Here is a 19,308-nt window from a genome sequence, read left to right as displayed (position 1 = left end):
GGTCAGCCCTTGCGGCGGCGGGCCACCAGCGTCACTCCCCCGCCGGCCAGCACCAGGGCGAGCGCGCCGCCCGCCAGGTACGGGGTCGCCGAGCTGCCGCCGGTCTCGGCGAGGTCGGCGCGGGCTCCCTGCGGCCGCACCTCGGCGGCCGGGTCGTGGCTCGGTACCGGGTGGGTACTCGCCGGGGCGCTCGGCGCGGCCGGGGACTGGCAGGTGGCCTCGGCGAGGGTGACGGTTCCCTCGACGTCGGCCACGTTCAGCTTCAGCGGGTTGACGGAGACCTTGAGCCGGAGGGCGGTCGCGGCGGCCGTGCGGGAGGTGGTGCGCCGCTGCGCGAGGTCGAGGCGGACCTCGCCGACGCCGGGCACCGTGACCTGGGTCGGGCCGCCGGCGGTCAGGGTGACGCGCTTGCCGAGGACGGTGACGGCACCGAGGACGTTCGCCTCGGCGGTCGGCGCCTTGCCGGCCTCGCAGGTGGCCTTGGCGGTGACCGTGTCGACCTCGATCAGGGACAGCAGCGGCAGGCCGGGGACGTGCAGCCGGGCGTGGGCGAGCCGGACCGAGCCCTCGGCGCGCTGTGCGGTCGCCGTGGCCCTGGCCTGGGCGACGTCCGCGCCGAGGACCGTGAAGGGCTTGCCGCCGTCCACGCCGTCGAGCCGGGCGGACAGGGCCGTGCGGTCGGCGCTCTGCGGTGCCCGGACCTCGTTGAGGGAGACCGCGAGCGGGACGTCGACGGTCTTGTTGAGCAGGGACACGTCGAGCCCGGTGCGCAGGACGACGGCGGAGGCGCGACCGTGGTCGGTGGTCGCGTGCGCGGTGCCCGCGCCCAGGGCCGCCGGAGCGGCGGCCAGGGCGGTGACCGTCACGGCGGCGGCCAGCCGGCGTGCGGGCAGGCGGAAGTTGTTGCTGTTCAAGGTGGTGGGACCCCCAGAAGAAACCTGTTTGGGACCCGTCAACCTTGTACCCACTACGGGTGAACGGTCAGCGATCTGCGGCCACTTCACTCATACGTGAATATTCCGCACGGTTCTTCGAATCACCGGGCACAGGCGTTCCGTTACCCGACCACAACCCCGCGCAGCACCACCCGGCGCGGCGCCGCCAGCACCCGTACGTCGGCCCGCGGATCGGACTCGTACACCACCAGGTCGGCCGGCGCCCCCTCCTCCAGGCCGGGGCGGCCGAGCCAGGCACGGGCGGCCCAGCTGGTGGCCGCGAGGGCGTCGACCGGCGGGATGCCGGCGGCGACCAGCTCGGCGACCTCGTCGGCGACCAGGCCGTGGGCCAGCGAGCCGCCGGCGTCGGTGCCGACGAACACCGGGATCCCGGCGTCGTAGGCGCTGCGCACGGTGTCGTAGCGGCGCTCGTGCAGCCGGCGCATATGGGCCGACCAGCGGGGGAACTTGGACTCACCGCCGTCGGCGAGGCGCGGGAAGGTGGCGATGTTGACGAGGGTGGGGACGATCGCGACCCCCCGCTCGGCGAACAGGGGGATCAGCTCCTCGGTCAGGCCGGTCGCGTGCTCGATGCAGTCGATGCCCGCCTCGACCAGGTCGCGCAGCGAGCTTTCGGCGAAGCAGTGGGCGGTGACCCGGGCGCCGAGCCGGTGTGCCTCGGCGATGGCCGCCGCCACCGCCTCGCGGGGCCAGCAGGGGGCGAGGTCGCCGAGGTCGCGGTCGATCCAGTCGCCGACCAGCTTGACCCAGCCGTCGCCGCGCCGGGCCTCCTGGGCGACGTAGCCGACCAGGCCGTCCGGTTCGGTCTCCCAAGCGTAGTTGCGGATGTAGCGGCGGGTGCGGGCGATGTGCCGGCCGGCCCGGATGATCCGGGGCAGGTCGGCGCGGTCGTCGATCCAGCGGGTGTCGGAGGGCGAGCCCGCGTCCCGGATCAGCAGGGTGCCGGCCTCCCGGTCGGTGAGCGCCTGCTTCTCGGCGGTCTCCGCGTCCACCGGGCCGTGCGCGTCGAGGCCCACATGGCAGTGCGCGTCGACCAGGCCGGGCAGCGCCCAGCCCTCGACGGTCCGGACGTCCCGGGCGCCGGCGGGACGCTCGTAGGCGACCCGGCCCCCGACCACCCACAGCTCGTCGCGGACGTCCTCGGGCCCGGCGAGGACCCGGCCCTTCACATGCAGCACCGGCTGATCGCTCATACCGGCACCTTAGTGAGCGCTGCCACCGTGTGGTGAGTGAGCTATGCCTCGGTCTTGCCGACCTGGTCGGAGGTTTCCTCCTCGACCTCGGCCATCGCCGGGTCGAGCAGCCGGGAGAGGAAGTGGCGGGTGCGTTCGTGCTGCGGGTCGCCGATGACCTGCTCGGGCCGGCCGTCCTCGACGATCACTCCGCCGTCCATGAAGACGACCCGGTCGGCGACCTCGCGGGCGAAGCTCATCTCATGGGTGACGACCATCATGGTCATGCCCTCCCGGGCGAGCCTGCGCATCACCGCGAGGACGTCCCCGACCAGCTCGGGGTCGAGTGCGGAGGTCGGCTCGTCGAAGAGCATCACCTCGGGGCCCATGGCGAGGGCGCGGGCGATGGCGACGCGCTGCTGCTGGCCGCCGGAGAGGGAGGCCGGGTAGGCGTCCGCCTTCTCGGCCAGGCCGACCCGGTCCAGGTTCTCCGCGGCGATCCGCGCGGCGGTCGCCTTGTCCCGCTTGAGGACCCGGCGCTGCGGCAGCGTGAGGTTCTCGGTGACGCTCAGGTGCGGGAAGAGGTTGAACTGCTGGAAGACCATGCCGATCCGGCGGCGTACGGCGTCGATGTCGACGTCGGGGTCCGTCAGCTCGGTGCCGCCGACGAACACCCGCCCCCGGGTCGGCTCCTCCAGCAGGTTCACACAGCGCAGCAGGGTCGACTTGCCGGAGCCGGAGGGCCCGATCACACAGACGACCTCGCCCTGTTGGATCTCCAGGTCGATGCCGCGCAGGACCTGGTTGTCACCGAAGGACTTGTGCAGGTCCTGGACGCGGATCTCGGGGCGGGTCACCGGATCTCCCTACGGGCCTTGGTTTCCATACGGCGCACGACGAGGCTGAGCGGGATCGTGATCAGCAGATAGCACAGGCCCGCGACCAGGATCGGCGTGGAGTTGGCGGTCTGGCTGGCCAGGTCGTTGCCGAACTTGGACAGTTCGCGCTCCTCCAGGGTGACCCCCAGGAACAGCACCAGCGAGGAGTCCTTGAAGAGCAGCACGAGTTCGTTGGTCAGGGGCGGCAGGATGATCCGGAAGGCCTGCGGCAGGATGATCGAGACCATGGCCCGCGCGGGCGAGAAGCCGAGCGAGCGGGCCGCCTCCATCTGCCCCTTGGGCACGGCCTGGATGCCCGCGCGGATGGTCTCCGCCATGTACGCGGCGGAGACCAGCCCCAGCGCGACGGCGACCTTTCCGTAGGTACCGCCCGGGTACTGGACGCTGGGGAAGGCGAGCGGCACGCCGACGCCGACGAAGATGAAGATCAGCAGCGCGGGCAGGCCCCGGAAGACCTCGATGTAGATGCCGGCGAGCCAGCGGTACGGCCCGACGGACGACAGCCGCATCAGCGCGATGACCATGCCGAGGGCCAGGCCGACGGCGAAGCCGGACAGCGTGTACAGCACGGTGTTCTTCAGGGCCACCGTGATGAGGTCCGGGAACAGCTGCTCGGCGATGTGGACCTGGGCGAACTGGTTCTTCAGCCGGCCCCAGTCCGCGGCGACCGCGAAGGCGATCACCGCGGCGACGAAGACGGCGTACTGCGCGGCCCGGGAGACCCGGCGCTTCTGCCGCCGGGTCAGTCCCTTCTTCTTCGGCTGTACCTCGGTGTCCGACGCGGTCATGAGGCGGCGGGAGAGGCCACGGAGGAGTCGTACGGGCCGATCCACTGCTCGTAGAGCTTCTTGTAGGTGCCGTCGGCCTTGGCCTGCTTCAGCGCCTTGTCGATGGCCTCGCGCAGGGCCGTGTTGCCCTTCTTGACCGTGAAGCCGTACTGCTCGCCGGTCTTGAGGTTGTCGACGACCTTGAACTTGTCGGCGTTGGCCTTGTCCTTCAGCCAGCCCTGGACCACCGGGTAGTCGATGACGACGGCCTGGACCTGGCCGGTGCGCAGGCCGTTGAGGACGGCGTCGGAGGAGGCGAAGGAGACCGGGTCGAAGCCCTTGCTCTTGACGTAGTCCTCACCGGTCGTCTGCGCCTGGGCGCCGAGCTTCTTGCCCTTGGTCTTCACATCGGCGAGCGAGGTGATGCCGCTGCTCTTGTCGACCAGGACCGCCTGGGTCGCCTCGAAGTAGGGGTCCGAGAAGTCGACGTTCTTCTTGCGCTCGGCGGTGATGGTCATGCCGGCGGCGGCCAGGTCGCACTGGCCGGAGTTCAGGAAGGCGCCGGTCTTGAAGTTCTCGAACGGCGTGTCGAGGATCTGCTGCTTGACGCCGAGGTCCTTGGCGACGAGGTCGATCAGGGAGACGTCGAAGCCCTGCACCTTGCCGTTGATCTCCGACTGGAACGGCGGGTACGGCAGATGGGTGCAGGTGGTCAGCTGCCCGGCCTTGACCAGGTGGACGCCCTTGACGGTGGTCTTGCCCCCCGAGTCGCTGGAGGAGCAGCCGGCCGCGACGAGCACGAGTCCGGCGGTCGCGGTGGTGGCGGCCAGAAGGCGGGTCCGGCGCCCGAGGACGGATTTCATGGGGGCTCTCCAGTGGGGGGAACAGTGGCTTCCGATTATAAGGAGATGTTTGAGGCTCTCAAATCAAACCGATGGTCACAAGCTGCTTCGACCTAAGATCGAGGGAGTTGACCTTGGCAGTTGTCCGTCCGGGACCGACCGATACCGACTTCCGACACCGAAAAGAGATGCCGTCGTGACCCATCCCCTCCTCGACCTGCCCCCGCTGAGTGCCGAGCGCTTCGCCGCCATCGAGGACCGGGTGGCGCGGCTGCTGGACACCCGGCAGGACGTGCTGATCACCCAGGGTGAGGCGCTGCTGCCGCTGGAGGGCGCGATCCGCGCGGCGGCCGGTCCGGGCACGGTGGCGCTGAACGTGATCACCGGCCCGTACGGGCAGACCTTCGGGAACTGGCTGCGGGACGCGGGGGCGACGGTGCACGACCTCTCCGTCCCCTTCCACACGGCCGTGACCGCCGAGCAGATCCGGGAGGCGCTGACCGAGCACCCGGAGACCGACTTCGTCTCGCTGGTGCACGCGGAGGCGGCGACCGGCAACACCAACCCGGTCGCGGAGATCGGCGCGGTGGTCCGGGAGCACGGCGCGCTCTTCTACCTGGACGCGGTGGCCTCCGTGGGCGCGGAGCCGGTGCTGCCGGACGCGTGGGGCGTGGACCTGTGTGTGATCGGGGCGCAGAAGGCGATGGGCGGGCCGGCCGGGGTGTCGGCGATCTCGGTGAGCGAGCGGGCGTGGGCCCGGATGGCGGCGAACCCGAACGCGCCGCGCCGCTCCTACCTCTCCCTGCTGGACTGGAAGGAGCGCTGGCTGGACGCCGGCCGCACGGCGCTGCCGCACGCTCCGGCGCAGCTGGAGATGCTGGCACTGGACGCCTGCCTGGAGCGGATCGAGTCGGTGGGGCTGGACGCGTGGACGACCCGGCACCGCGATGCCGCGCTGGCCGCGCGGGCGGGTGCGGTGGCCCTGGGCCTGGGGTTCGAGCCGTATGTGTACGAGGAGCGGGACGCGGCGCCGGTCGCCACGACCCTGCGGGTGCCGGCGGGGGCCGTGGCGTCGGAGGTGGTGGCCCGGGCGCTGGCGGCCGACCCGGCGCTGCCGCTCGCGGCCGGCGGCGGCGCGCTGGCCAAGGAGATGATCCGGGTCAACCACTACGGGGCGGACGCGCGCCCCGAGGTGGTCGAGGCCTGCCTCGCCGCTCTGGGCACGGCCCTCACGCAGGCGCGGTGACCCGCGCCCGGCCCGCCCGGGCACACGGTCCGATGTCAGTGGCGGCTGCCATCCTCGCGGCATGACCACAGACCACGGCAACACCCCGCAGACCCTTCCCGACGGCCGCCCGATCCCGCTGCTGACCGGCCCCGAGGCGGCCGTGCTGGAGAGCTGGCTGGACTTCCACCGGGCCACACTGGAGCTGAAGTGCCGGGGGCTGGACGACGCGCAGCTCCGGCGGGCCTCGGCCGAGCCGTCGGAGCTGACCCTGCTGGGACTGGTGCAGCACCTCGCCGAGGTGGAGCGGCACTGGTTCCAGCGGGTGCTGGCGGGGCTGGACGTGCCGCCGGTCTTCGACGAGGAGACCGGGTACGCCCTCGATCCGGGACGCGGCCCGGAGCAGGCGCTGGCGGCGTGGCGGCGGGAGGTCGCCCGGGGACGCGAACTGAGCGCGGGGCGGTCGCCGGACGACACCGGGCGGATGGTCGACGGACCGGCGGCGGGGGCGGAGGTCAGTCTGCGGTGGGTGCTCATCCATCTCATCGAGGAATACGCCCGGCACAACGGGCATGCCGACATTCTTCGGGAACGCATCGACGGCGCCACCGGCGTGTGAATTCAATTCACCTACACAACCCCCGCGAATTCTCCGAATTCCTCGGCAGATAGCTTCCCGTCTTCTTCTGCCCGCTTTTTGCAAGGCTAAACAACCAAGATTTCCGATGGGTTTCGGGGCTGTGACACACCCCACAGCAGGGTAGATTTGTCCGGGTTTGCCGTGGGGCAAACCCGGCATATCGCCAAGGGCGATCAGCACCCCGGCGATCACGCCCGTGCATTTTCTAATTCGCCTCGCTAAATTCGTGCCGCATGACCGCCGCACCCGCAGACCTGTTGATCGACCGACCGGAGACAGCCGACGGAGCCGCGCTCTGGCGGCTCGCCAAGGAATCGAAAACCCTCGACCTGAACTCCTCGTACAGCTATCTGCTGTGGTGCCGGGACTTCGCCGGCACCTCGGCGGTGGCACGGGGTGCGGACGGCACTCCGGTCGGTTTCGTCACCGGGTACGTGCGGCCCGACCGCCCCCGCACCCTGCTCGTCTGGCAGGTGGCCGTCGACTCCGCCCACCGCGGCCAGGGCATCGCCGCGGCGCTGCTGGACGGGCTGACCGCCCGGCTGACCGCCGAGCGCGGCATCACGGACGTGGAGACCACGATCACGCCCGGCAACACCGCCTCCGAGCGGCTGTTCACCTCGTTCGCCGCCCGGCACGGCGCGGGCTGCGAGCGCGAGGTGCTGTTCCCCGCCGACCTGTTCCCGGACGGCGCGCACGACCCCGAAGTCCTTTACCGCATCGGCCCGTTGACCGACTCCACCGCCCACTGAGGAGCGATTCACCGTGACCATCACCCAGCCCGACCTGAGCGTCTTCGAGACCCTCGAGTCCGAGGTGCGCAGCTACTGCCGCGGCTGGCCCACCGTCTTCGACCGTGCGCAGGGCAGCCGGATGTACGACGAGGACGGCCATGCGTACCTCGACTTCTTCGCCGGGGCCGGCTCACTCAACTACGGCCACAACAACCCCGTGCTCAAACGGGCGTTGATCGACTACCTCGACCGGGACGGGGTGGTGCACGGCCTGGACATGTCGACCACGGCCAAGCGCACCTTCCTCCAGACCTTCCAGGACCTGGTGCTGCGCCCGCGGGACCTGCCGTACAAGGTCATGTTCCCGGGGCCGACCGGCACCAACGCGGTCGAGTCGGCGCTCAAGCTGGCCCGCAAGGTCAAGGGCCGGGAGGCGATCGTGTCGTTCACGAACGCCTTCCACGGGATGTCCCTGGGCTCCCTCGCCGTCACCGGCAACGCCTTCAAACGGGCCGGCGCCGGCATCCCGCTGGTGCACGGCACCCCGATGCCGTTCGACAACTACTTCGACGGCACGGTCCCGGACTTCCTCTGGTTCGAGCGGCTGCTGGAGGACCAGGGCTCCGGGCTCAACAAGCCCGCGGCCGTGATCGTGGAGACCGTGCAGGGCGAGGGCGGCATCAACGTGGCCCGCGCGGGGTGGCTGCGGGCGCTCGCCGACCTGTGCGAGCGGCAGGACATGCTGCTGATCGTCGACGACATCCAGATGGGCTGCGGCCGTACCGGCGCCTTCTTCTCCTTCGAGGAGGCCGGGATCACCCCGGACATCGTCACGGTGTCCAAGTCCATCAGCGGCTACGGGCTGCCGATGTCGCTGTGCCTGTTCAAGCCCGAGCTGGACATCTGGGAGCCGGGCGAGCACAACGGCACCTTCCGCGGCAACAACCCGGCGTTCGTCACCGCCACCGCGGCCCTGGAGACGTACTGGACCGACGGCTCCGCCATGGAGAAGCAGACCCGCACCCGGGGCGAGCAGATCGAACAGGCGCTGATCTCCATCACCGAGGAGAACCTCTCCGACGTGCGGGAGTACCGCGGCCGCGGTCTGGTGTGGGGCCTGGAGTTCCACGAGAAGGCGCGCGCCTCGCGGGTGGCCCGGCGCGCCTTCGAGCTGGGGCTGCTGATCGAGACGTCCGGCCCGGAAAGCGAGGTCGTCAAGCTGCTGCCCGCGCTCACCATCACCCCGGACGAGCTGGACGAGGGCCTGCGGGTGCTCGCCCGCGCCGTCCGTGAAACCGTCTGAACCACCGACAGGAAGTACGCACACGTGATCGTCCGATCGTTCAAGGAGATCGAAGGCACCGACCGGCACGTCAAGGCCCGGTCAGGCACCTGGGAGAGCAAGCGGATCGTCCTCGCCAGGGAACGGGTCGGCTTCTCCCTGCACGAGACCGTCCTGTACGCCGGGACCGAGACGTCGATGTGGTACGCCAACCACATCGAGGCCGTCGTCTGCACCAGGGGCGAGGCCGAACTCACCGACCACGAGACCGGGCGGACGTACACCATCACGCCCGGCACCATGTACCTCCTCGACGGCCACGAGCGGCACACGCTGAAGGTCAAGGAGGACTTCCACTGCCTCTGCGTGTTCAACCCGCCCGTCACCGGACGCGAGGACCACGACGAGAACGGCGTCTACCCGCTGCTCACCGAGCCCGAGGAGGTGTGAGAACCCATGACCACCGTCACCGATCTCTACCCCAGCCGCGGCACCACCGAGGTGACCGTCCCGCGCCAGGACCCGGTCGTCTGGGGTTCCCCCGACACGCCCGGCCCGATCGCGACCGCCGACCTCCAGCGGTACGAGCGTGACGGCTTCCTCGCCGTCGACCAGCTGATCACCCCGGACGAGGTCGCCGTCTACCGGCGCGAGCTGGACCGGCTGGTGAACGACCCGGCGATCCGCGCCGACGAGCGGTCCATCGTCGAGCCGAAGTCCAAGGAGATCCGCTCGGTCTTCGAGGTGCACCGGATCAGCGAGGTGTTCGCGGAGCTGGTGCGCGATCCCCGGGTGGTCGGCCGGGCCCGGCAGATCCTCGGCTCGGACGTGTACGTCCACCAGTCCCGGATCAACGTCAAGCCCGGGTTCGGCGCGAGCGGCTTCTACTGGCACTCGGACTTCGAGACCTGGCACGCCGAGGACGGCCTGCCGCGCATGCGCACGGTGTCCGTCTCGATCGCGCTGACCGAGAACTACGACACCAACGGCGGCCTCATGATCATGCCGGGCTCGCACCGGACGTTCCTGGGCTGCGCCGGTGCCACGCCGAAGGACAACTACAAGAAGTCGCTCCAGATGCAGGACGCGGGCACCCCGTCCGACGAGGCGCTGACGCAGCTGGCGGGCGAGTACGGCATCCGGCTGTTCACCGGCAAGGCCGGCTCGGCGACCTGGTTCGACTGCAACTGCATGCACGGCTCGGGCGACAACATCACCCCGTTCCCGCGCAGCAATGTGTTCATCGTGTTCAACAGCGTGGAGAACACGGCGGTGGAGCCCTTCGCCGCCCCGGTGCGCCGGCCGGAGTTCATCGGCGCGCGGGACTTCACCCCGGTGAGGTGACCCGCTGAGCACCGGGCCGGGGCCTTCTCGTGTGGGACGGAAGGCCCCGGCCCGGCTCGTGCCGTCAGCCGGCCAGCGCGTCCAGCAGCCGGTCCACGTCCGCCTCGGTGTTGTAGAGGTGGAAGGAGGCGCGCAGATTGCCCGCGCGGTCGGAGACCTCGATCCCGGCCCGGCTCAACTCGCCCTGCCGGGAGCCGAGTCCGGGCACGGAGACGATCGCCGAGCCGGGGGCGGGCAGCGGCGGGTGGCCGAGCACCGCGAGCCCCTGCCGGAAGCGGTCGGCGAGCCCCAGGTCATGGGCGTGTACGGCGGCCACGCCCAGCTCCTCGATCAGCGCGAGGGAGTGCCGCACCCCGGCGTACGTGAACAGCGCGGGGCTGACGTCGAACCGGCGGGCGGAGTGGGCGAGTTCGGTGACCGGGCCGTAGCAGCTGTTCCAGGGCTCCTCGGCCGCGACCCAGCCCGCGAGCAGCGGGGAGAGGCCGCCGAAGTCCTCGGGCACGACGAGGAAGGCGGCGCCGTGCGGGCCGAGCAGCCACTTGAAGGTGGTGCACACGGTGAAGTCGTAGGCGCCGGCGTCCATCGGCAGCCAGCCCGCGGCCTGGGAGAAGTCGACGCAGGTGCGGGCACCGTGGGTGCGGGCGGCCTCGCGCAGCGCGGGCAGGTCGGCGATCCGGCCGTCGGCGGACTGGGCGGCGCTGACCGAGACGAGCGCGGTGCCGGGCCGCACGGACTCGGCGAGCCGCTCCAGCGGGACCGCGCGCACCTTGAGGTCGCCGCGGCTGTGGAAGGGGTTCACCACGGAGGCGAAGTCGTCCTCTGCGGTGAGCACTTCGGCGCCCGCGGGCAGCGAGGCGGCGACCAGCCCGGTCTGGCTGGCCACGGAGGCCCCCGCCGCCACCCGGGACACCGGCACTCCGGCGAGCCGGGCGAACGCGGCACGGGCCAGCTCCACATCCTCGAACAGCGGGTCGAGCGGGCGGCCATCGGCCCTGATCTCCGCCGCCGCCCGCAGGGCGGCGACGGTGCGGGCGGGCAGCAGCCCGCTGCTCGCGGTGTTCAGGAAGGTGTTCTTCGGGCTGAACTCGGCGCGCACGAGGCTCTCGAAGGTCTCCATGCCCCCACTCTGCGGGCCATGGAACCCCTCGTCCATTGCGAATTTTTGCGTGGATCCGCTTAGCAGGGCTTATACATCCGCGCCGACCTGCGGTTCCGTCCCGCCTCAGCCCTGCTGCGGCACCGCGCACCCGTCCGGGCCGCAGGCCTCGGCGTCGCCCTGCCGGACCAGCTTCAGCGGCGAGCGCTCGCCCCAGGCCTGGGTCAGCGCCTGGGTGAAGACCTCGGCGGGCTGGGCGCCGGAGACGCCGTAGGTGCGGTCGAGGACGAAGAACGGCACACCGGTCGCGCCGAGCTGGGCGGCCTCCTGCTCGTCGGCGCGGACCTCGGCGGCGTAGGCGTCCGGGTCGGCGAGCACCGCGCGGGCGGCCGCCGCGTCCAGGCCCGCCTCGACGGCCAGCTCCACCAGCCGCTCGTCGCCCTCGGTGAACACGGAGCGCTCCTCGGCGAAGTTCGCCCGGTACAGGATCTGGATCAGCTCGTCCTGCCGGCCGTGCTCCTTGGCGAGGTGCAGCAGCCGGTGCATGTCGAAGGTGTTGCCGTGGTCCCGGCCCCGGGTGCGGTACTCCAGGCCCTCGGCAGCGGCCTGCACGCCCAGGTTGTCCTCGCCCGCCTGGGCCTGCGCCTCGCTGATGCCGTACTTCTTCGCGATCATCGGGACGACCGGCCCGGTGTCGCCCTTGGCGCGGCCCGGGTCCAGTTCGAAGGAGCGGTGCACCACCTCGACCTCGTCGCGGTGCGGGAAGGCAGCCAGCGCCTTCTCGAAGCGGGCCTTGCCCACGTAGCACCAGGGGCAGGCGATGTCGCTCCAGATCTCGACGCGCATTCTTCGGCTCTCTCCAGGTCGTACCGGTCGCGGAGGCTGTCTCCGTCCGGTACGTGAACGTTCAAGGAGGAACGTTTCATTCCCCCGGGTCGACGGCGTACCGCAGGAACAGGTGGTGATCGCCGTCCACGGGCGGGTTCTCGGGGTCCGGGACCCAGCCCTGGCGGGCGTAGAAGGCCTGGGCGCGCCGGTTGTCCACGTGCACGTCGAGGACGGCCGCGCGCCGGCCGTCGGCCCGCCACTCCGCCACGCAGGCCGCGTGCAGGGCCGTACCGATGCCGGAGCGCCAGCGGTCGGGGTCGACGTGGAACTGGTACAGCTTGACGGTGTCGGCGGGGCCGTCCGGCGCGGGCCGGAACGAGGCGATGGCGGTGATGGCGCCCTGTTCGACGGCGCACAGCACCCGTCCGTCGGGCCGCTCGATCGCGCCCCGCCAGGAGGCGGACCAGTCGATGCCGTCGTCCGGCAGGCCGTCCGGGTAGTACGTCGACCGCGCCCGGTGGTGCAGCGCGGCGATCGTCCCGGCCTCGGCGGGCAGGGCCGTGCGGATGGCGAGGGTCCCCTTCACACGCTCACTGATCATGCGACGGAGGACGCGGCGTCGGGGGTGCCGGTTCCATGGCGGCTGAACTGGGCCCGGTAGGCGCTCGGGGTGAGGCCGGTGCGGCGGACCAGGTGGGCGCGGAGCGAGTCGGCGGTGCCGAGGCCGCAGGCGGTGGCCACCTGGTCCATCGGCAGCCCGGTGGTCTCCAGCAGCTCCTTGGCCCGCTCGACGCGCTGGTGCAGCAGCCACTGGAGGGGGCTGACCCCGCTCTCCGCGTGGAAGCGGCGGGTCAGGGTGCGCACCGAGACCCCGGCGTGCCGGGCGAGGTCGGTGAGGGTGAGCGGCTTGTCCAGGTTGCGCATGGCCCAGCCGCGCGTGTCGGCGCAGGCGGTGCCGCGCTCCGGGGGCAGCGGGGTCTGGGTGAACTGGGTCTGGCCGCCGGGCCGCACCGGGGCGACCAGGGCGAGCCGGGCGACCTCGTTGGCGACGGCGGCGCCGTAGTCGGTGCGGATGAGATGCAGGCAGAGGTCGATGCCGGCCGCGTAGCCGGAGGAGGTCAGGATCGGGCCGTCCTGGGCGTAGAGGACGTCGCCCTGGACCTGGACGTCGGGGTGGCGGCGGCGCAGCTCGTCGGCGTGCGCCCAGTAGGTGGTGGCCTTGCGGCCCTTGAGCAGTCCGGCCTCGGCGAGCAGGAAGGCGCCGGAGCAGATGGAGGCGATGCGCAGTCCGCTCCCGGCCGCCGTGCGCAGGGCCGTCACCACGCGCGGGTCGGCGGCGAAGGGCTCCCCGGTGCCCGCGACGATCACCAGGTCGGCGTCCCGCAGCACCTCCAGGCCGTGCGGCACATGCAGGTCGAGCGCGCCGGAGGTGGCCACGCGCCCCGGGTCGGGGGCGCAGATCACCACCTCGTACCCGGGCCGCCCGTCCACCCGCACCTTGTCGAAGAGCAGCTCGGGGATGGCGAGGTTGAACATCGACACGGGCGGCGACGCGACGACGGCGACACGCAGCATGGCCAGAACCTCCGGATGCATGGCATTCAGGTCACTACTCTATGCCGGAAACGATCAGCAGCATGGAGCACATGTCCACGAACCAGACCCGTCAGGAACCCGAAGTCACCGCCTCAGGCGATGAGTTGACCCCTCGTCCCGCGCCCGCCCGCTCCCTGCTCGCCGCCCTGCTGGGCTTCTCGCTGATCACCCTCGACGCCTCCGTGGTGAACGTGGCGCTCCCGGCGATCGGTTCGTCCCTCGGCGGCGGCATGTCCGGTCTCCAGTGGGTGGTGGACGCCTACACCCTGGCCTTTGCCGCGCTGATGCTGTCCACCGGCGCGTTCGCGGACCGGGCCGGCGCGAGCCGGGCGTACGCCCTCGGCATCGCGGTCTTCACGCTCGCCTCGGCGGCCTGCGGTCTGGCACCGAACCTGCCCGCGCTGATCGGCGCGCGGGTGGTGCAGGGGGTCTCGGCGGCCGTGGTGCTGCCCGCCTCCCTCGCCCTGGTGCGGCAGGCGTACGGCGATCCGGCGCAGCGGGCCAGGGCGGTGTCGCTGTGGGCGGCCGGCGGCTCGGTCGCGGTGGCGCTCGGCCCGGTGGCGGGCGGCGCGCTGACCACCGCCTGGGACTGGCGGGGGATCTTCTTCATCAACCTGCCGCTCGGTGTGGTCGCCCTGGCCCTGCTGCTGCGCGCCCCGCGCTCCGAGCGCCGGCCCGCGCCCCTGGACCTGCCGGGCCAGCTGACGGCGGTGGTCGCGCTGACGGCGCTGACCTTCGGGGTGATCGAGGGCGGTACGACGGGTGCCGTGGCCTTCGCCGTCGCGGTGGCGGCCGCCGCGCTGTTCGTCCGGATCGAGGGCCGGCAGGCGCACCCGGTGGTGCCGCTCGGGCTGTTCCGGGACCGGGCGGTGCGGGTGGCCGTGGCGGCCGGTTCGGCGTGCAGCGTGGCCTTCTACGGCGTGGTGTTCCTCTTCTCCCTCTTCTTCCAGCAGCTCCAGGGGCGTTCGGCGCTGTACGCGGGGCTGATGTTCCTGCCGATGTCCGGGCTGATCGCGGTGACCAACGTGGCCGCCGGGAAGCTGGCCGGCCGGTTCGGTCCCCGGCTGCCGATGCTGGCAGGCCAGGCGCTGGCGGCGGCCGGTCTGCTGGGCCTGCTCTGCGTCCGCCCGGACACGCCCGCCCCGTTGGCCGCCGTCCTGCTGATCCCGGTGGCCCTCGGCTGCGCGCTGACCGTCCCGCCGCTGACGGCCGTGATGATGGACGCCGTACCGGCCGAGCGGGCGGGCCTGGCGGCCGGAGTGCTCAACGCCGCCCGGCAGGTGGCGGGCGGCCTGGGCATCGCGGTGTTCGGCGCCCTGGTGAACGGCGGCTTCACCAGCGGCCTGCGGGTGAGCCTGACGCTGGCGGCGGCCCTGTTCGCTCTGACCTTCCTGCTCAGCCGCCGTCCTCTCGACTAGCGTTCCAGGACCCCGTTGAACCGCCGCGGCAGGCCCAGGGGGTTGTCGTCGCGCAGCTCGGGCGGCAGCAGGGCGGCGGGGGCGTTCTGGTAGGCGACCGGTCGCAGCCAGCGCTCGATCGCCGTACCGCCGACGGAGGTGGAGGTGGAGGTGGTCGCGGGGTAGGGCCCGCCGTGGTGCTGGGCCGGCGCCACGGCGACCCCGGTGGGCCAGCCGTTGACCAGCACGCGCCCGGCCAGCGGGGTCAGTTCCGCGAGGATCTGCGTACCGCGGCCCGCGCCGGCGGCCTCCTCCGCGGACAGCTGGACGGTGGCCGTGAGGTTGCCCGGCAGCCGGGACAGCACGGCGGTGGCGTCGTCCTCGTCCTCGTACCGGACCACCACGGTCACCGGCCCGAAGCACTCCTCCAGGAGCAGGTCGTACGCCCCCTCCTCGGTCAGACTGCTCGCCGGGACGGTCAGGAAGCCGGGGCTCACCGTGTGCTCGCCGGCCGCGCCCGGTGTCACCGGCGACTCCACGCCGTCCAGGCGGCAGCGCTCGGCGACCCCGGCGATGAAGTTGTCCCGCATGCGGTGGTCGAGCAGGACGCCGGACGCGGTGCCGGCGACCGCGTCGGTCAGGGACTTCACCAGCCGGTCTCCCCCGGCGCCGGAGGGCACCAGCACCAGACCGGGCTTGACGCAGAACTGTCCCACGCCGAGCGTCATCGACCCGGCGAGCCCGGTGCCGATCTCCTCCGCCCGCTCGGCCGCGGCCGCCTCGGTCACCAGAACCGGGTTGAGCGAACCGAGTTCGCCGTGGAACGGGATCGGCACCGGCCGGGCGGTGGCCGCGTCGAAGAGGGCCCGTCCGCCGCGCACCGACCCGGTGAAGCCGGCGGCGGCGACCAGCGGGTGCCGGATCAGCTCGACGCCCGCCTCGAAGCCGTGCACCACACCGACGACACCCTCGGGGATGCCGTGCTCGGCGGCGGCCCGGCGCAGCACCGTGGCGACCAGCTCGGACAGCGCCGGGTGGTCGGGGTGCGCCTTGACGACGACCGGGCACCCCGCGGCCAGCGCGCTCGCGGTGTCGCCGCCGGCGACGGAGAAGGCGAAGGGGAAGTTGGAGGCGGAGTAGACGGCGACGACACCGAGCGGCACCTTGTACCGGCGCAGGTCCGGGATCGGCGGGGTGGCGGTGTCGTCGGGGTGGTTGATGACGACGTCCAGGAAGGCGCCCTCGTCGACGATGTCGGCGAAGGCCCGCAACTGGTAGGCGGTCCGGGCGAGTTCGCCGGTCAGCCGGACCGGGCCGAGCGCGGTCTCGGCGTCGGCGGTCTCGACCAGGCCGTCCTTGGCCGCGTCCAGGCCCGCCGCGGCCGAGCGCAGGAAGGCGGCGCGGACCGTGCGGTCGGCGAGTGCGCCGCGCGCGGCGTGGGCCGCGCGGACGGCCGCGTCCACCTCCTGGGCCGTGGCCTCCACCGCGACCTGTTCACGCTGCTTCCCGGTGCGCGGGTCGACGCTCCAGACTGGTGCTGCTGCCACCGCGGGTCCCTCCAGATAAGGCCGCAATAACTAGGGAATCACTTGGGTCATCGATCAGCCGCGTTCGATATACTGAACACCGTCTCTGATGATGAATATGCTGCTCGGAGACTATTTCCCGGCGATCGAAGGGGTCAAGGCCGATGTCGGCAGGCGAGACAGGCGGGGCGCAGGTCAAGTCCGCGGTGCGGACGGTCGAATTGCTCGAGTACTTCGCCGGAAAGCCCGGCATGCACTCCCTCGCGGCCGTCCAGGAGGCGGTGGGGTACCCCAAGTCGAGCCTGTACATGCTGCTGCGCACCCTGGTGGACCTGGGCTGGGTGGAGACGGACTCGACCGGCACCCGGTACGGCATCGGGGTGCGGGCGCTGCTCGTGGGCACCTCCTACATCGACGGCGACGAGGTGGTGGCCGCCGCCCGCCCGACCCTGGACCGGCTCTCCGACGACACCACGGAGACCATCCACCTGGCCCGGCTCGACGGCACCAACGTCGTCTATCTGGCCACCCGCCAGTCCCAGCACTATCTGCGCCCCTTCACCCGGGTCGGGCGCCGGCTGCCGGCCCACTCGACCTCCCTCGGCAAGGCGATCCTCGCCACCTACTCCGACGAGCAGGTGCGCAAGCTGCTGCCGGAGACGCTGCCCGCGCTCACCGAGCACACGCTCACCGACCGGGAGCGGCTCATCGAGGAGCTGCACCAGGTGCGGGAGCAGGGCTTCGCCGTGGACCGCGAGGAGAACACGCTGGGCCTGCGCTGCTTCGGCGTGGCGATCCCGTACCGCACGCCCGCCCGGGACGCCATCAGCTGCTCGGTGCCGGTGGCCCGGCTGACCCCCGCCCACGAGCAGATGATCAAGGACGCGCTGTTCGACGCGCGGGACCGGCTGACCCTCGCGACCCGGCGGCTCTGAGCCCGGCGCGGTCCCCGGCTCCGGGTCTGGGGAGTCGTAGGCTCGGGGTCCATGGATATCGCGCTGCGCGCCGTGCAGGACGACGACCTGCCGGCGCTGTTCCGGCAGATGAGCGACCCGGAGTCGGTCCGGATGGCCGCGTTCGGCCCGGAGGACCCGTACGATCCGGACTCCTTCGCCGTCCACTGGCGGCGCCTGGAAACCTGCTCGCACGTGCTGCGCACGGTGCTGGCCGACGGGACCGTGGCGGGCAGCGCGGCGGTCTACGGCGAGGCCGGCGAACGCGAGGTGACGTACTGGATCGACCGCGCGTACTGGGGCCGGGGCGTGGCCACGGCCGCGTTGCGGGCGCTCCTCGCCGAGGTGGCGGAACGCCCGCTGTACGCGCGGGCCGCCGCCGACAACGCCGCGTCGCTGCGGGTGCTGCACAAGTGCGGGTTCCGCGAGCGGGCGCGGGCCCGGGGGTACGCGGGCGGGCGGCGCGAGGAGGTCGACGAGGTGGTCCTCGCCCTGGAGGACTGACCCCGGATTCCTGAGCAGTTCATGAGAATGCCGGCGATCGGGAACGGCGGCCCCGGCCCGCTCGTCTTTTGTTCGGGATGAACAAGACGATCAGGCGGGCGTCCGTCTTCGCGCTGCTGCTCGTGCTCGCTCTGCTGGTCAGGGCGACCTGGGTGCAGTTCTACGACGGCAAGGCCCTCGCGGACGACAACGACAACCGGCGGAACGCGATCGCGACGTACTCACGGCCGCTCGGGAACATCATCGTGGCCGGGAACGCGATCACCGGCTCCGCCCGGACGACGGGGGGCGACCTCGCCTACAAGCGGACGTACACGGACGGCAGGCTGTACGCGGCGGTGACGGGCTACGCCTCGCAGGCCTACGCCCCGACCCAGCTGGAGGGCATCTACAAGGAGCTGCTCAACGGCACGGACCCGCAGCTGAAGACGGTGATGGACACCCTCACCGGAAAGCGCTCCGACCCGGGCGACGTGCTCACCACGATCGACCCGGCGGTGCAGAAGGCGGGCTACCGCGCCCTGGGGAGCACCAAGGGCGGCGCCGTCGCCATCGACCCGAAGACCGGCAGGATCCTCGCCATGGTGTCGACCCCGTCGTACGACCCCTCGTCCCTGACCGACGCGAACACGGCCGGGGGTGCCTGGAAGCGGCTGACCGCGGACAAGGACAAGCCGCTGACCAACCGCGCGCTGCGCCAGCCGCTGCCGCCCGGTTCCACCTTCAAGCTGGTCGTGGCGGCGGCCGCGCTGGAGAGCGGGCTGTACAGGAACGTGGACGAACACACCCGCAGCCCGGACCCCTACATCATGCCCGGCACCACCAGGCCGCTGGCGAACGAGAACAAGTCGGCGCCGTGCCGGAACGCCCCCATCCGCGTCGCCCTCCAGTACTCCTGCAACAACGTCTTCGGCAAGATGGCCGTCGACCTCGGCCAGGACAAGGTGCGGGCGATGGCGGAGAAGTTCGGCTTCAACGACGACCAGCAGGACGTGCCGGTGCGCGCCTACGCCAGCGTCTACCCGAAGGACATGGACAAGGCGCAGACCGCCCTGTCCGGCATCGGCCAGTTCGACGTGACCGCGACCCCGCTCCAGATGGCCATGGTGTCCGCCGCCCTGGCCAACGGCGGCAAGCTGGTCTCGCCGCACATGGTGTCGAAGACCACCGACAGCGGCGGCGATGTGCTGAAGGACTACGACTCCGACGCCGGCAGCGAGCAGATCGTCAGCTCCACCACCGCCGCGCAGCTCCGGTCGGCGATGCAGACGGTGGTCAAGGACGGTACCGGTACGAACGCGCTGATCGACGGGGTGACCGTCGGCGGCAAGACCGGCACCGCCCAGCACGGCGAGAACAACAGCAAGACGCCGTACGCCTGGTTCACCGCCTACGGCACCTCCGACAGCACCGGCAAGCAGGTCGCCGTCGCGGTGATGGTCGAGCAGTCGGACGCGGCCCGCTCGGAGGTCAGCGGCAACGGGCTGGCCGCGCCGGTGGCCCGGGCGATGATGCAGGCGGCGCTGAAGTGACGCCGTGCACGGCGG

20 protein-coding genes are annotated in these 19,308 nt (G+C 71.9%); 10 read left to right on the top strand and 10 right to left on the bottom strand.

What is annotated here, in order from left to right:
• Positions 1-2: 2 nt before the first annotated feature.
• From ACFVIU_RS16645 to ACFVIU_RS16625, 5 genes are all read right to left on the bottom strand, one after another.
• Positions 3-914 carry an SCO1860 family LAETG-anchored protein gene (locus ACFVIU_RS16645; RefSeq protein ID WP_385843204.1) on the bottom strand — a complete coding sequence of 304 codons (912 nt, stop codon included), beginning with the start codon at positions 912-914 and terminating at the stop codon, positions 3-5.
• 143 nt (positions 915-1,057) lie between these two features.
• Positions 1,058-2,149, bottom strand: coding sequence for an amidohydrolase family protein (locus ACFVIU_RS16640; protein ID WP_385843203.1), 1,092 nt, complete (start codon positions 2,147-2,149; stop codon positions 1,058-1,060).
• A 41-nt stretch (positions 2,150-2,190) separates the two neighbouring features.
• Entirely contained in the window at positions 2,191-2,985 is a 795-nt protein-coding gene (locus ACFVIU_RS16635; RefSeq protein WP_385843201.1) for an amino acid ABC transporter ATP-binding protein, read from the bottom strand.
• Positions 2,982-3,815, bottom strand: coding sequence for an amino acid ABC transporter permease (locus tag ACFVIU_RS16630; RefSeq protein WP_385843200.1), 834 nt, complete (start codon positions 3,813-3,815; stop codon positions 2,982-2,984). Before ACFVIU_RS16630 ends, ACFVIU_RS16635 begins: the two co-directional genes overlap by 4 nt.
• Positions 3,812-4,657 carry a transporter substrate-binding domain-containing protein gene (locus ACFVIU_RS16625; RefSeq protein WP_385843199.1) on the bottom strand — a complete coding sequence of 282 codons (846 nt, stop codon included), beginning with the start codon at positions 4,655-4,657 and terminating at the stop codon, positions 3,812-3,814. Before ACFVIU_RS16625 ends, ACFVIU_RS16630 begins: the two co-directional genes overlap by 4 nt.
• A gap of 175 nt (positions 4,658-4,832) precedes the next feature.
• Between ACFVIU_RS16625 and ACFVIU_RS16620 the strand changes: the two genes are divergently transcribed.
• From ACFVIU_RS16620 to thpD, 6 genes are all read left to right on the top strand, one after another.
• Positions 4,833-5,882 carry a pyridoxal-phosphate-dependent aminotransferase family protein gene (locus ACFVIU_RS16620; protein WP_385843197.1) on the top strand — a complete coding sequence of 350 codons (1,050 nt, stop codon included), beginning with the start codon at positions 4,833-4,835 and terminating at the stop codon, positions 5,880-5,882.
• A gap of 61 nt (positions 5,883-5,943) precedes the next feature.
• Entirely contained in the window at positions 5,944-6,480 is a 537-nt protein-coding gene (locus ACFVIU_RS16615) for a DinB family protein (RefSeq protein ID WP_385843196.1), read from the top strand.
• A 254-nt stretch (positions 6,481-6,734) separates the two neighbouring features.
• The gene (gene ectA / locus ACFVIU_RS16610) at positions 6,735-7,253 is read left to right on the top strand and encodes a diaminobutyrate acetyltransferase (protein ID WP_385843195.1); all 519 of its coding nucleotides are present in this window, start codon (positions 6,735-6,737) and stop codon (positions 7,251-7,253) included.
• A gap of 13 nt (positions 7,254-7,266) precedes the next feature.
• A complete protein-coding gene (ectB, locus tag ACFVIU_RS16605) occupies positions 7,267-8,538 on the top strand; it encodes a diaminobutyrate--2-oxoglutarate transaminase (protein WP_385843193.1) in 1,272 nt (423 codons plus the stop codon).
• A 24-nt stretch (positions 8,539-8,562) separates the two neighbouring features.
• Positions 8,563-8,967, top strand: a complete 405-nt coding sequence (locus ACFVIU_RS16600; RefSeq protein WP_385843192.1) for an ectoine synthase — start codon at positions 8,563-8,565, stop codon at positions 8,965-8,967.
• Between the two features lie 6 nt (positions 8,968-8,973).
• The gene (gene thpD, locus ACFVIU_RS16595; protein WP_385843191.1) at positions 8,974-9,861 is read left to right on the top strand and encodes an ectoine hydroxylase; all 888 of its coding nucleotides are present in this window, start codon (positions 8,974-8,976) and stop codon (positions 9,859-9,861) included.
• A 64-nt stretch (positions 9,862-9,925) separates the two neighbouring features.
• Here thpD and ACFVIU_RS16590 read toward each other — a convergent pair whose 3' ends face one another.
• The 4 genes from ACFVIU_RS16590 to ACFVIU_RS16575 form a co-directional block, all read right to left on the bottom strand.
• Positions 9,926-10,978: an aminotransferase class V-fold PLP-dependent enzyme gene (locus ACFVIU_RS16590; protein WP_385843190.1), complete on the bottom strand. Its 1,053-nt coding sequence runs from the start codon at positions 10,976-10,978 to the stop codon at positions 9,926-9,928.
• 105 nt (positions 10,979-11,083) lie between these two features.
• A complete protein-coding gene (locus ACFVIU_RS16585) occupies positions 11,084-11,803 on the bottom strand; it encodes a DsbA family oxidoreductase (RefSeq protein ID WP_385843189.1) in 720 nt (239 codons plus the stop codon).
• A 76-nt stretch (positions 11,804-11,879) separates the two neighbouring features.
• On the bottom strand, positions 11,880-12,386 hold the full coding sequence (locus ACFVIU_RS16580; protein WP_385843187.1) for a GNAT family N-acetyltransferase: 507 nt from the start codon (positions 12,384-12,386) through the stop codon (positions 11,880-11,882).
• Positions 12,383-13,381 (bottom strand): GlxA family transcriptional regulator, encoded by a 999-nt coding sequence (locus tag ACFVIU_RS16575; protein WP_385843186.1) that lies wholly within the window; start codon positions 13,379-13,381, stop codon positions 12,383-12,385. Before ACFVIU_RS16575 ends, ACFVIU_RS16580 begins: the two co-directional genes overlap by 4 nt.
• A 50-nt stretch (positions 13,382-13,431) precedes the next feature.
• On the opposite strand from ACFVIU_RS16575, the gene ACFVIU_RS16570 reads away from it, so the two are divergent.
• A complete protein-coding gene (locus tag ACFVIU_RS16570; protein ID WP_385843185.1) occupies positions 13,432-14,799 on the top strand; it encodes an MFS transporter in 1,368 nt (455 codons plus the stop codon).
• Here ACFVIU_RS16570 and ACFVIU_RS16565 read toward each other — a convergent pair.
• Positions 14,796-16,325, bottom strand: coding sequence for an aldehyde dehydrogenase (NADP(+)) (locus ACFVIU_RS16565; RefSeq protein WP_385843184.1), 1,530 nt, complete (start codon positions 16,323-16,325; stop codon positions 14,796-14,798). The genes ACFVIU_RS16570 and ACFVIU_RS16565 overlap by 4 nt on opposite strands.
• Before the next feature lie 143 nt (positions 16,326-16,468).
• Between ACFVIU_RS16565 and ACFVIU_RS16560 the strand changes: the two genes are divergently transcribed.
• The 3 genes from ACFVIU_RS16560 to ACFVIU_RS16550 all read left to right on the top strand — a co-directional run bounded on the left by ACFVIU_RS16560 (position 16,469) and on the right by ACFVIU_RS16550 (position 19,293).
• On the top strand, positions 16,469-17,239 hold the full coding sequence (locus tag ACFVIU_RS16560; protein ID WP_385843182.1) for an IclR family transcriptional regulator: 771 nt from the start codon (positions 16,469-16,471) through the stop codon (positions 17,237-17,239).
• Between the two features lie 51 nt (positions 17,240-17,290).
• Positions 17,291-17,761: a GNAT family N-acetyltransferase gene (locus tag ACFVIU_RS16555; protein WP_385843181.1), complete on the top strand. Its 471-nt coding sequence runs from the start codon at positions 17,291-17,293 to the stop codon at positions 17,759-17,761.
• A 77-nt stretch (positions 17,762-17,838) separates the two neighbouring features.
• Positions 17,839-19,293, top strand: a complete 1,455-nt coding sequence (locus ACFVIU_RS16550) for a peptidoglycan D,D-transpeptidase FtsI family protein (protein ID WP_385843180.1) — start codon at positions 17,839-17,841, stop codon at positions 19,291-19,293.
• Positions 19,294-19,308 lie beyond the last annotated feature (15 nt).

It is taken from the genome of Streptomyces sp. NPDC127190, from assembly GCF_042672505.1.
Lineage (GTDB): Bacteria > Actinomycetota > Actinomycetes > Streptomycetales > Streptomycetaceae > Streptomyces.
Note: the sequence above shows the minus strand (reverse complement) of the source record. Positions and strands in the feature narration are given on the sequence as shown.

Bases quoted from the DNA above. Each gene is read 5' to 3' on its own strand.
- ACFVIU_RS16640 (WP_385843203.1), bottom strand. From the start codon at position 2,149: ATGAGCGATCAGCCGGTGCTGCATGTGAAGGGCCGGGTCCTCGCCGGG.
- ACFVIU_RS16630 (WP_385843200.1), bottom strand. From the start codon at position 3,815: ATGACCGCGTCGGACACCGAGGTACAGCCGAAGAAGAAGGGACTGACC.
- ACFVIU_RS16625 (WP_385843199.1), bottom strand. From the start codon at position 4,657: ATGAAATCCGTCCTCGGGCGCCGGACCCGCCTTCTGGCCGCCACCACC.
- ACFVIU_RS16615 (WP_385843196.1), top strand. From the start codon at position 5,944: ATGACCACAGACCACGGCAACACCCCGCAGACCCTTCCCGACGGCCGC.
- ectA (WP_385843195.1), top strand. From the start codon at position 6,735: ATGACCGCCGCACCCGCAGACCTGTTGATCGACCGACCGGAGACAGCC.
- thpD (WP_385843191.1), top strand. From the start codon at position 8,974: ATGACCACCGTCACCGATCTCTACCCCAGCCGCGGCACCACCGAGGTG.
- ACFVIU_RS16590 (WP_385843190.1), bottom strand. From the start codon at position 10,978: ATGGAGACCTTCGAGAGCCTCGTGCGCGCCGAGTTCAGCCCGAAGAAC.
- ACFVIU_RS16585 (WP_385843189.1), bottom strand. From the start codon at position 11,803: ATGCGCGTCGAGATCTGGAGCGACATCGCCTGCCCCTGGTGCTACGTG.
- ACFVIU_RS16580 (WP_385843187.1), bottom strand. From the start codon at position 12,386: ATGATCAGTGAGCGTGTGAAGGGGACCCTCGCCATCCGCACGGCCCTG.
- ACFVIU_RS16575 (WP_385843186.1), bottom strand. From the start codon at position 13,381: ATGCATCCGGAGGTTCTGGCCATGCTGCGTGTCGCCGTCGTCGCGTCG.
- ACFVIU_RS16570 (WP_385843185.1), top strand. From the start codon at position 13,432: ATGTCCACGAACCAGACCCGTCAGGAACCCGAAGTCACCGCCTCAGGC.
- ACFVIU_RS16560 (WP_385843182.1), top strand. From the start codon at position 16,469: ATGTCGGCAGGCGAGACAGGCGGGGCGCAGGTCAAGTCCGCGGTGCGG.
- ACFVIU_RS16555 (WP_385843181.1), top strand. From the start codon at position 17,291: ATGGATATCGCGCTGCGCGCCGTGCAGGACGACGACCTGCCGGCGCTG.
- ACFVIU_RS16550 (WP_385843180.1), top strand. From the start codon at position 17,839: ATGAACAAGACGATCAGGCGGGCGTCCGTCTTCGCGCTGCTGCTCGTG.